At 39.3% G+C, this 11,837-nt stretch carries 14 protein-coding genes; all 14 read left to right on the forward strand.

What is annotated here, in order from left to right:
* Window positions 1-137 precede the first annotated feature (137 nt).
* A complete protein-coding gene (locus BM398_RS10315) occupies window positions 138-1,313 on the forward strand; it encodes an AAA family ATPase (protein ID WP_092337590.1) in 1,176 nt (391 codons plus the stop codon).
* Window positions 1,306-1,956 carry an RloB domain-containing protein gene (locus BM398_RS10320; protein ID WP_092337591.1) on the forward strand — a complete coding sequence of 217 codons (651 nt, stop codon included), beginning with the start codon at window positions 1,306-1,308 and terminating at the stop codon, window positions 1,954-1,956. The genes BM398_RS10315 and BM398_RS10320 overlap by 8 nt, the downstream gene beginning before the upstream one ends.
* Before the next feature lie 74 nt (window positions 1,957-2,030).
* On the forward strand, window positions 2,031-2,708 hold the full coding sequence (locus tag BM398_RS10325; RefSeq protein WP_092337592.1) for a hypothetical protein: 678 nt from the start codon (window positions 2,031-2,033) through the stop codon (window positions 2,706-2,708).
* 23 nt (window positions 2,709-2,731) lie between these two features.
* Window positions 2,732-3,118, forward strand: a complete 387-nt coding sequence (locus tag BM398_RS10330) for an HAD family hydrolase (RefSeq protein WP_092337593.1) — start codon at window positions 2,732-2,734, stop codon at window positions 3,116-3,118.
* A gap of 46 nt (window positions 3,119-3,164) precedes the next feature.
* Window positions 3,165-3,380, forward strand: a complete 216-nt coding sequence (locus BM398_RS10335; RefSeq protein WP_242949803.1) for a hypothetical protein — start codon at window positions 3,165-3,167, stop codon at window positions 3,378-3,380.
* A gap of 31 nt (window positions 3,381-3,411) precedes the next feature.
* Window positions 3,412-3,729 carry a nucleoside triphosphate pyrophosphohydrolase gene (locus tag BM398_RS10340; RefSeq protein WP_330390579.1) on the forward strand — a complete coding sequence of 106 codons (318 nt, stop codon included), beginning with the start codon at window positions 3,412-3,414 and terminating at the stop codon, window positions 3,727-3,729.
* A gap of 71 nt (window positions 3,730-3,800) precedes the next feature.
* Complete coding sequence (locus BM398_RS10345) at window positions 3,801-4,472, forward strand: HAD family hydrolase (RefSeq protein WP_092337594.1); 672 nt, start codon at window positions 3,801-3,803, stop codon at window positions 4,470-4,472.
* A gap of 18 nt (window positions 4,473-4,490) precedes the next feature.
* Window positions 4,491-4,787, forward strand: a complete 297-nt coding sequence (locus tag BM398_RS10350; protein WP_092337595.1) for an ABC transporter ATP-binding protein — start codon at window positions 4,491-4,493, stop codon at window positions 4,785-4,787.
* Window positions 4,788-4,915: 128 nt separating this feature from the next.
* Window positions 4,916-5,134 (forward strand): DUF3791 domain-containing protein, encoded by a 219-nt coding sequence (locus BM398_RS10355; RefSeq protein ID WP_092337596.1) that lies wholly within the window; start codon window positions 4,916-4,918, stop codon window positions 5,132-5,134.
* Window positions 5,134-5,637, forward strand: a complete 504-nt coding sequence (locus tag BM398_RS10360) for a DUF3990 domain-containing protein (RefSeq protein WP_092337597.1) — start codon at window positions 5,134-5,136, stop codon at window positions 5,635-5,637. Before BM398_RS10355 ends, BM398_RS10360 begins: the two co-directional genes overlap by 1 nt.
* 3 nt (window positions 5,638-5,640) lie before the next feature.
* Entirely contained in the window at window positions 5,641-5,871 is a 231-nt protein-coding gene (locus BM398_RS10365; protein WP_092337598.1) for a hypothetical protein, read from the forward strand.
* A gap of 355 nt (window positions 5,872-6,226) precedes the next feature.
* On the forward strand, window positions 6,227-7,996 hold the full coding sequence (locus BM398_RS10370; RefSeq protein WP_092337599.1) for an ammonium transporter: 1,770 nt from the start codon (window positions 6,227-6,229) through the stop codon (window positions 7,994-7,996).
* A gap of 107 nt (window positions 7,997-8,103) precedes the next feature.
* Entirely contained in the window at window positions 8,104-9,687 is a 1,584-nt protein-coding gene (gene asnB, locus BM398_RS10375) for an asparagine synthase B (protein WP_092337600.1), read from the forward strand.
* Between the two features lie 24 nt (window positions 9,688-9,711).
* Window positions 9,712-11,820 (forward strand): glutamine synthetase III family protein, encoded by a 2,109-nt coding sequence (locus BM398_RS10380; protein WP_092337601.1) that lies wholly within the window; start codon window positions 9,712-9,714, stop codon window positions 11,818-11,820.
* Window positions 11,821-11,837: the final 17 nt, after the last annotated feature.

Raw genomic sequence — 11,837 nt, forward strand, 5'->3', positions numbered from 1 at the left:
TTTTGATTAAATAATATTTTTGATTTTGTTGGGCACTTTTATAATAAAAATCTTAAAAATCTTTCATCTAAACCAAAAATCTGGTTTAGATGAAAGATTTTGTGTTATAATAGAGGCATCGAAAAGGAGATTAAAGGATGCTGATAAGTTTTAAGTTCAATAATTTTTGTTCTTTTAATGTTGAGAGCGAATTCAGTATGGAAGCGCCTAACAGTAAGGTAAAAACTAGATATCCGGACAATTACACTTCTTCGGATGTGGGCTACGATCTTTTGAAAACCGCAGTGATAGTAGGTGAAAATGCGGGTGGTAAGTCTAATTTTATTGGTAGTCTTAAATTTTTGAAATCGCTGATAGATTACAATTTGCAGGTTCAGTCGGTTGGTGCATTTGTTAATGTCTCCAGTTATCTTACTGATAAGAATCCTGAGCAGAGATTTGAAATATGCTTTATATCAGAACAGGGAAAATGCTACAAGTATTCCCTTGGAATTGATTCGATTGGAATTACAAGTGAAGCACTATATAAGCAGAGCAAGCGTAAAGGAGCTTTTTCTTGTCTTTTTTCTGTGGGCAGAGATAAGGATGGAAAATATGAGAAGAAAGAGGGGAAGGTTTCGGAACTTGATGTTGCTTTGAAAAACAGCAATAACAGTTACGGGCTTTTCATAAGCAAGCTTGCGCTACTTGGCAATGAAGACGCGAGTGAGACAACAAGCTGGTTCAAGAATGTTTTGCTTCCGGGAGCTGTTCCTGAAGATCATGACGGAAATCCTTTTAATAAAGATGAAGATATCAAAGTCATGCGCGATCCGCGTTTTATAGATATTTTCCGCATGGTTGATTACAGTATTTCAGGTGTTGAAGTTGATAATGATAAACCTTACGGTAAATCTCTTATTATCAGAAAAGATTCTGACGGAAATGAAATTCGTAGGGAACTGCAGCAGGATTCTACGGGGGTCAGGGAGTTTTTTGCATGGGCTGTTCAGATTTTCAGAGTGGTTTATGAGAACAGGGTTGTATTTGCCGATGAGATGGACAGGGTGTTAAATCCTATACTTTCAGACCGAGTGATTGCTTTTGTTAATGGAGAAGATCACAAGGGGCAATTTATCTTTTCTACGCATAATGTGCTGCATTTGAATCTCAGGACTTATATGAAAGAACAGATCTATTTTGTTACCAAGAGTAAGGATAGTCTTACCTCCGAGTTGTATTCACTTTCAGATTTTCCTGAAGTGAGGTATGAAACTGCTAAGGTATATGAGTTTTATATGAAGGGAATATTGGGAGGTACGGCTTTTGAGTAGAAAAGAGAGGATACTTAAGAAAAGGTATGCCATCTTTTGCGAAGGCGATACTGAGTATAATTACATTGACAAAATGCGCAAGAAACAGGGAGTAGAACTTGTTCTGAAGCCTATTAATATGCATGGCGGTGGATATTCTAATTTTTTAAAACAGATTAGAAAAGAGGCGCAGACCAATTATCTTGCTAAGTTTATCATTGTTGATGCTGACAGGATTAAAACTATACCCGGTGAGCAGGAAAACTTCTTGAAGCTGCTGGAGTATTGTATGATTCAAAATAAGAAGGGAAGCACACCGCATTTTTTAATCGCTGATAACCCTGATTTTGAATATGTTGCTTGTTTACATGATGCGGAATATAAGGGGCAGGATACTAAGAAGTACATCACCAATGCATGGGCATTTAAGGATATTACCGCATTTAAGAGTAATGAGGATGTATATGAGTTTCTTAATGCGGGTAAGAAGTCGTACATGAATCTTCTTGAGGCGATTAAGAAACAGGAAAAAATGATTTCCAATAGATATGAGATCAAGAAAAAGACTTTTGATATTAAAATTAAGAAGACAGACTATAATCGTGACGGGATAAATAAGAAAAATAGTAATATTGAAGAGTTTTTTGAAGTTATTGATTGGTAGAAACGTTCGTGAGCAGTGCCCAAATGGCCCACACCCCCCACCCCTAGGACCATTTGAAAAGAAGCACTGAAAGCATGCAGGGTAAAGTGGAGATGATAGGAATTATGGAAGATGAGCATTTTGAAATTATAGGCGGTGCTGATGGCCCTACATCTATATTTATTTGTGATAAGTCTAAGAAACAGACACTACCGCAGAGATTAATGTCTTTTTTATATAGGATAAAAAGGTGGTTTATTGAAAAAAGTATTAGACCCGGTGTGCATAGCTTAGATGAAGTTGAGGAATATATTAAAAGCAGATATGGTTTTGTGGAAGTAGATCGAACTGAGTTCGAGTTTGAATATGAGGAAACACGTACGGCATTTCTTTTTAAGTATAGATCTGATCTGGCTCAAGGGCGGGATATTGATTTGGATTTTGATATAACAGATGATGCAGAAGAAATGCTTATTCGATTGAATGAGAAGATAAAAAAGGAAAAAGAGATTGCTGATTCAATTCCGCGGGATGTTTTTGATATAGATTTCCATAAGTATGTAAAAAAAGGGAAAGATAATGATGATTCTATGCATATTATAATTGAGAAGAATTATGATTATCTTGCTGCAGGAGCACAGGGAAGCAAGAAATTTATGAAGATGTTTAGTAGTGTTTACAAGGATATATATAAATACTATGGCGTGTCAGAAGAGGACATTCAGAATAAGACTGAGCGATATAAAGACCTGGTTATCGAATTGAGTAGGTGAATATTTAAGGTAAGAGGCTCCCAATGATTAAAAACATAATATTTGACGCATGCGGCACACTAATTTCAACAGGCACCGGTTCTGTTGATGCGACCAAAGCAATCTTCAGTAAATACGATCTTGCAGAAGATGCGGATGAAATCTATAAGAAATGGAAAAAGATACATAAGGAAAATATCTTTTCACTTGAAGAATTTATAACAGAGGAAGAGATATTCGTTAAAGACCTTGAAAAGTTGTTTGATCTGTACGGCATAACAGATAATCCGAAAACTGAGATAAAACCAATGCTTGATTCACTTGTTGATAGAAAGCTCTTTGAGGAAACGGAGAGTGTTATCAATAAATTCAGCGAGGACTACAATACTGTACCAGAAGGAGAAGCTGGACAAAGAGAAGATTCGCAATGAAAAGCTATATCGTGTTGGATATATATCAAGTATCGACAAATATGTTATGGCATGCGTTGTTACGTGGGTTGCATGGTATGACGAGTATTTTGAAATAACTAAAGAGGAGTACAATTTATTTGGAACAGAGAGATTAGATGAGATTGCTAATGAGCTGCGCAATCAAGGAAGCGGCTCGTCTCGTTTTCTTTTCTCTGATAAGAATGAAGAAAATACAAAAGAACAGCAAAAACTAAGAGATAAAGTGATTTCAGAATCATAAACCGGATGTACTTAACAGGAGTGGACTTACAATGGCAGTGGTAATACACAATAAACTTGTCAGGGATAAGATTCCTGAGATTATAAAGAATGACGGCAGAAGATGCGAGACAGAGATCTTATCGGATGATGAATATTTGGCAATGCTTGATTCGAAATTGGACGAGGAGCTAAATGAGTATCACAAAGATCAGAACATAGAAGAACTTGCGGATTTAATGGAAGTAATCTACGCCGTTGCCGAAGCAAGAGGCTATACGCTTGAACAATTGGAATCTGTGCGAAAAGAGAAGGCGGAAAAAAGAGGAACGTTTAAGGAAAAGATTTTTCTAAAAACTGTTTGTGAGTAGCGTTAGAATGGTCCACACCTCCGACTATCGGGACTGTTATTAGAATTGTTAGAGATATTTAAAGGACACCAATGATCAAAAACATAATATTTGACGTATATGGCACACTAATTTCAACTGGCACAGGTTCTGTTGATGCGACAAAAGCAATCTTCAGTAAATACAATATTGTAGAAGATGCGGATGAAATTTATAAGAAATGGAAAAAGATACATAAAGAAAATATCTTTTCTCTTGAAGAATTTATAACGGAGGAAGAGATATTCATTAAAGACCTTGAAAAGTTGTTTGATCTGTACGGCATAACAGATAATCCGAGAACTGCTATAAAACCTATGCTTGATTCACTTGTTGATAGAAAACTCTTTGAGGAAACGGAGAGTGTTATCAATAAATTGAGTGAGGACTACAATATTGCTATAGGTTCAACGACGGACACAAATCCTTTGATGCATAATATAGAAGGTACGTCACTGCAACGCATAAATCCGATATTTACTTCTGAGATGCTAAGGGTCTATAAACCAAACGCTAGATTTTATTTGGAGATTCTGAATAGAACAAAGTGGAAAGCGGAAGAATGTCTTTTTGTAGGGGACTCATTGGATGATGATGTGATCGGACCTATGAAAGTAGGGATGAAGCCGATACTCATCGACAGAAAAAAGCGATATGTTTCAATACCAGAAGGGGTAAGGAAGATTAAATCGCTTACAGAATTGTGTGTTAGTCTAAAGGATTGATAATAAAAAGAGGCCACTATGAAGCTGGAAAACGAAAAGGTTCGCAATGAAAAGCTATATCGTGTCGGATATATACCGAGTATCGGAAAATATATTATAGCATGCGTTGTTACGTGGGTTGCATGGTATGACAAGTATTTTGAAATAACCGAAGAGGAGTACAATTCATTTGGAGCAGAGAGTTTAGATGAACTTGCTAATGAGCTACGAAATCAAGGTAGTGACTCATCTCGTTTTCTTTTCTCTGATAAGAATGAAGAAAATACAAAAGAACAGCAGAAACTAAGAGATAAATTGATTGCCGATATGAAATAGTTAGCAAAATTATCAAATATGACTTTCATTTATCGATATGGTAGAATTTTACTAGGCTTATAAATTGTAGATGCAAGAATTATACATAAAAAATTTCTTCATTATATTTTGAGTGTAAAGGAAAATATATGAGCGAATTAAAAAAGAAAATAAACTATACAGTAGTTTGTGTGAATGAATTTGCTGACAAATTTAATATAGACTCTAAAGATGCTTTTACATATCTGTATGATTACAAAGGGATTGAGTTTATTAAAGAGAACTATGATATAGAGCATACGCTCAGTATTGATGATGCGGTAGATGATTTGATACTTATATGTAGGAATAACGGGGGAAATTACTGATGATTTTATATCATGGGAGTAATACTGAAATCAAAGAAATCAATCTTGCAATGTGTCGACCATATAAGGATTTCGGTCAGGGATTCTATCTTACTGTTATGAAGGAACAGGCAGAAAAAATGGCAATCAGGGTTGCAAGAATTTATGGCGGTGCCCCTGTTTTGAATGTTTACAATATTGATGACGATTTTATGGGAACAGACAGTTTAAACATAAAGGATTTTGGTACAGAGACTTCGGAGGAATGGGCCAGATTTGTGAGGAATAATCGCAGTAAGACATATACGGATTTTGCCAATGTAGAATGTAATTTAGACAATAAGTATGATATTGTTATTGGTCCTATAGCAGATGATGATATGGCATTGCTATTTCGTCAGTATGAAAATGGAGTAATTTCTTTTGAAAATATGCTGACCGGAATGATATATAAGAAGACAACTAATCAATATTCTTTTCATACGCAGCGAGCTATTAGCTTGTTGAGAAAGGTAGGCGTTTGATATATGGGAAAAGAGCAGCAGATGATTGAATATATGGTTCAGGATCTTGTGGAGATGCTTACTGAAGCACAGAATATCGAATATGATAAAGCTATGCGCATACTTTATGACTCGGAAGTATATGAAAAATTATTGGATATAGAAACTGGATTATATAGAGAAAGCCCTTCCTATGTCTATGGATTATTGCAGGACGAGCTGAATTTTGGGCATATAGTTCAAGCAGAGGTATGACCATTTGAATTTAGAAAAAAATATGCTTGACAACCCATATATGTGAGTGTAAAATCATAAAACATAAAGACAAGGGCGTCTTAGAGAATAACTCTAAGGCGCTTTTTCTGTTTTTTGGGCTGTGACTGTGTGTTTATGCCCATGGATGCAATGGAGATAATATTTCCGGAGTATTATACTTTCTATTGTATACAAGTATTCAAGAATTAATGAATATTGAAAAATAAATATAAATTCTGATGCAATGGGGCATCAACCACTTATCGGGAAGATATGTGGTTGTTGCCCCATTGCTTTGCTCAAAAGAGAAGCTCATAAGAGGATTCGGATTGAGCAAAGGGAGAGGAGAAATTGTATGAGTGAAGAAATCTTAAGTGCAATAGATAGTAGTGTCTTCGGTGTCTGGTTCCTCATTGGAGCAGCATTAGTATTCTGGATGCAGGCCGGATTTGCAATGTGCGAGGCCGGTTTTACAAGAGCCAAGAATACCGGAAACATCATAATGAAGAACCTTATGGACTTTTGTATAGGAACCGTAGTTTTCATCTTAATCGGATTTGGACTTTTCCTCGGTGAGGATATGGTCGGAATCATCGGAAAACCCGGATTTGATATTTTTACAAACTATGCAAACTTTGATTGGTCCAACTTTGTATTTAACCTTGTTTTCTGTGCTACAACAGCAACAATCGTTTCAGGATCGATGGCTGAGAGAACTAAGTTCTTATCATATTGTGTGTACTCGGCAGTCATTTCAGCAGTTATCTATCCTATTGAAGCACACTGGACATGGGGCGGCGGCTTCCTTTCACAGATGGGCTTCCACGATTTCGCAGGTTCCAACTGCATTCACATGGTAGGTGGTATTTCAGCACTTATCGGTGCAGCAATCCTTGGGCCCCGAATCGGTAAGTTTGAAAAAGACAAGAGCGGAAAAGTTACAAAAGTAAATGCTTTCCCCGGTCACAACCTTGTAGCTGCATCACTTGGTGTATTCATCCTCTGGCTTGGATGGTACGGATTCAACGGAGCAGCTTGTACTTCAATCGATCAGCTCGGATCGGTATTTGTAACAACAACAATCGCACCTGCACTTGCAACAGTAACATGTATGATCTTCACATGGGTAAAATATGGCAAGCCTGATGTTTCAATGTGTCTCAACGCATCACTTGCAGGTCTTGTAGCTATCACAGCTCCTTGTGATGTAACAGATGCATTTGGTTCAATCATCATCGGAATCGTAGCAGGACTCCTTGTTTGCTTCGGTGTTTGGTTCCTTGATTATAAGCTTCACGTAGACGATCCCGTAGGAGCAGTTGCAGTACATTGCTTAAACGGTATCTGGGGAACAATTGCTGTAGGTCTTTTTGCAACAAATACAGCACCCGGTTATTCAATCGCCGATTCAGCAGGAAATGAGCTTGTAGGTCTTTTCTACGGCGGCGGATTCAAGCTCCTTGGATTACAGCTTTTCGGTATGTTCTGCACAGCAGCTTGGACAGCAGTAACTATTACAATTACATTCCTTGCTATCAAGAAGATTATGGGACTCAGAGTTACAGAGGAAGAGGAAATTCTCGGACTTGACTCTACAGAGCATGGACTTGCATCAGCATATTCAGGATTTGCGATCATGGATGTTTCAAACACCTTGAATATGTCAATTAACGAAAATACAGACCTCGGAGTAAATTCTTACGAAGAGGCTTCAGAAATACAGAAGAATGCTTCAGTGCCTGTTGTTACGGCACCTGTACATACAGAATCAGGAATTCATAAAGTTGTTATTATCGCTAAGTTGTCCCGCTACGACAAACTGAGACGTGCGATGAACGAACTCGGCGTAACCGGGATGACTGTTACTCAAGTCATGGGTTGCGGCATCCAGAAAGGCTCAGGCGATATGTATCGTGGAGTTGAGATGGACGCAACCCTCCTTCCTAAGATTAAGTTGGAAGTGGTTATCAGCAAGATTCCTGTACAGGATGTAATTGAAGCAGCTAAAAAGACTCTTTATACCGGCCACATCGGAGATGGAAAGATCTTCGTTTACAGCCTTGAAAACGTCGTAAAGATTCGTACCGGCGAAGAAGGAGCCGCAGCGCTCGCCGACGTTGAGTAAATAAAAGTAAATAGCGTGTTTGTGCAGTAGCAGTTAGGGTAGTATATTGCCGCTAAATGCTACTGCATAAGGCGTTTAAATAATTACACCGGGAGGAAGGATAAAGTATGTGCGCAATTCTTACATACGCTAGAGCAAATGTTGCTCAGGAATTTTTTGAAGAAATGTTATATAAGACTCATTCCAGAGGCCCCGACATGTCGAGAACTCTGAAGGTCGACGAAGGATGGATGGGATTTAACAGACTCTCCATCATGGGATTAAATGAAGCGGGAATGCAGCCCTTTTCATTAAATGGAAACGTAGTTATATGTAACGGAGAATTATACGGATTTGAGAATATCAAAAAATATCTCATTTCCCTGGGCTACAGCTTTAAGAGCGAAAGTGATTGCGAGATACTGCTTCCTCTTTATGAGAGGCTCGGAACCAAGATGTTTGGATTTTTGGATGCCGAATTTGCATGTGTGATCTATGACGCGGCAAAGAGAAAGTTCATAGCCGCAAGAGATCCAATCGGTATCAGACCTCTTTATTACGGATACGACGATGAAGGACACATCCTCTTTTCATCGGAACCAAAGAATATCACAGGTACATGTCGGAAAGTTATGCCTTTCCCGCCCGGACATTACTACGAGGACGGGGAATTTGTATGTTATAAGGATATGACTGACGTAAAAGAAATTTCGACAGACAGCCTTGAAGTCATAACAACAAAGATACACGACAAGCTCGTAAACGGAATAGAAAAAAGACTCGACGCTGATGCGCCGGTTGGATTCCTTCTTTCCGGAGGACTTGATTCATCACTTGTTTGCGGTGTTGCCGCAAGACTTTCGGACAAGCCGATTGAGACTTTTGCGATTGGAATGGATATCGATGCGATCGACCTTAAATATGCAAGGGAAGTTGCGGAGTACATTCACAGCAATCACCACGAAGTCATAATCACCAAAGAAGATGTGCTTAACGCACTCGAGCCTGTTGTTGAGGCACTTGGAACTTACGACATCACAACAATAAGAGCTTCCATCGGAATGTATCTTTTGTGCAAATGGATACATGAAAACACCGATATCAAGGTAGTTCTTACAGGTGAGATCTCAGACGAGCTCTTTGGTTACAAATATACGGACTTTGCTCCGAGCGCCGAAGCCTTCCAGGAAGAGGCAAAAAAGAGAGTGAGAGAGCTTCATATGTACGATGTCCTCAGGGCAGACAGATGTATCAGCGTAAACTCACTCGAAGCAAGAGTTCCTTTCGGTGATCTTGATTTTGTAGATTACGTAATGAGCATAGATCCTGAGAAGAAGCTCAACACTTACGGAATCGGAAAGTTCTTATTAAGAAAAGCTTTTGAAAAAGATGAAGTTATACCAAGATCGATCCTTATGAGAGAAAAGGCAGCCTTCTCGGATGCCGTCGGACATTCACTCAGGGACGACCTTATGGAATATGCTGAAGGGAAATACTCTTTTGCAGATCTTGAAACAATGAAAAAGAAGTACACTCATGCAACTCCATTTACAAGGGAGTCTCTCCTGTACAGAGAACTGTTTGAGAAGTACTATCCCGGTCAGTCAGATATGGTAGTTGATTTTTGGATGCCCAATAAGAGCTGGGAAGGATGCAATGTTGACGATCCTTCCGCAAGAGTTCTTTCAAACTACGGAGCATCAGGAAAATAAATATTAAAAACGGAGGAAATTAAAATGATCGATGCAGAAAGATTAACAGAAGAATTTGGATGTCTTGTTTTTAACGACAAGGTTATGAAAGACAGGCTTCCTAAGGACATATACAAGGCAGTTCACAAGACAATTGAAAAAGGAACACATCTTGAACTTGATGTAGCAAACTGTGTTGCTGCAGTAATGAAAGAGTGGGCAGTAGAGAACGGTGCAACACACTTTACACACTGGTTCCAGCCTATGACAGGTCTTACAGCCGAGAAGCACGACAGCTTCATTTCACCTACAGAAGACGGCAAGATCATCATGGAGTTCTCAGGAAAAGAGCTTGTAAAGGGTGAGCCTGATGCTTCAAGTTTCCCTTCAGGCGGACTTCGTGCAACATTCGAAGCAAGAGGATATACAGCATGGGATCCTTCATCACCGGCATTTATTAAAGACGGATCTCTTTACATTCCTACAGCATTCTGCTCATACGGCGGAGAAGCTCTTGATAAAAAGACACCTCTCTTAAGATCAATGGAGGCTCTTTCAAGAGAAGCGGTTAAAATGCTTAAGCTCCTTGGATATGAGGATGTTAACAGAGTAAGCACAACAATCGGTTCAGAGCAGGAATATTTCCTTATCGATAAGGATGACTACAAACTCAGAAAAGACCTTCTTTTCACAGGTAGAACACTTCTTGGTGCACCTGCAACAAAAGGTCAGGAGATGGAAGATCACTATTTCGGCGTAATTAAGCCTAAGGTTTCAGCATACATGCATGATCTTGACGAGGAACTCTGGAAACTCGGAATTCCCGCAAAGACAAAGCACAACGAGGTTGCTCCTTCACAGCACGAGCTTGCACCTGTATTTGAGACAGCAAACATCGCTGTAGATCACAACCAGCTCACAATGGAAGTTATGAAGAAAGTTGCTGACAAGCACAACTTCGCATGCCTCTTGCATGAGAAGCCGTTTGAAGGAATCAACGGTTCAGGTAAGCACAACAACTGGTCTGTTTGCACAGATACAGGAATGAACCTCTTAGATCCCGGCAAGAATCCCGGTGAGAACACACCTTTCCTTGTATTCCTTATGGCAGTTATCGCAGCTGTTGATGAGTATGCACCACTCCTTAGACTTTCCGTTGCATCTGCAGGAAACGATCACAGACTTGGCGGAAACGAGGCACCTCCGGCAATCATTTCAATTTTCGTTGGTGACGAGCTTAGTGAAGTACTTAAGGGTGTTGAAGAAGGAAACGCATACCACAGCAAGGGCAAAGTTCAGATGGGTATGGGAGCACAGGTTCTTCCTCACTTTACAAAGGACAACACAGACAGAAACAGAACATCACCTTTCGCATTTACAGGAAACAAGTTCGAGTTCCGTATGCCCGGTTCTGCAGTTTCTGTAGCAAACGCAAACATCGTTCTTAACACAGCAGTTGCAGAAGAAGTTGCAAAGATTTATGCAAAGCTTGAGGGTGTTGAGAAAGATAAGCTTAATGAAAAGATCGCAGAAGTACTTAAAGAGACACTTGTAGCTCATAAGAGAGTTCTCTTTAACGGAAACGGATATACAGATGAATGGGTAGCAGAGGCTGCAAAGAGAGGACTTCCTAACCTTAAGTCACTTCCCGATGCACTTCCTTACTTCAAGGAAAAAGAGTCAGTTGACCTCTTCACAAAGCACGGCATCTTCACTAAGGAAGAGATTGATTCAAGATATGAGATTCTCCTTGAGAACTACTCAAAGTCAATCCACATCGAGTCTTTGACATTGCAGGAAATGGCTAAGAAAGACCTCATGGAAGGACTTATCGCATATCAGAGCGACCTTCTTGAAGAGGCAGCAGGAAAGAAGAGCCTTCTTGGAGAAAAGAGTGCAACATTCGAGATTGAGACACTCAAAGCAATTGACGAAGCTCAGGGTAAGATGAGCGAAGCTCTTAAGAAACTTGCAGCTGATACAACAGTTGCTGAGGGTAAGACTGAAGTTCTCGAACAGGCTTCTTACTACCAGAAGACAATTCTTGCAGACATGGATGAAGTGAGAAAGTATGCAGATGCTGCAGAAGCACTTGTTCCTGACAGCTATCTCGGATATCCGACATACGGACAGATGCTTTTCTCATTAAGATAAAAAGGAAAAAGGAAGGA

The sequence above is a fragment of the Butyrivibrio sp. M55 genome, assembly GCF_900116865.1.
In the GTDB taxonomy this organism is placed as follows: domain Bacteria; phylum Bacillota; class Clostridia; order Lachnospirales; family Lachnospiraceae; genus Butyrivibrio.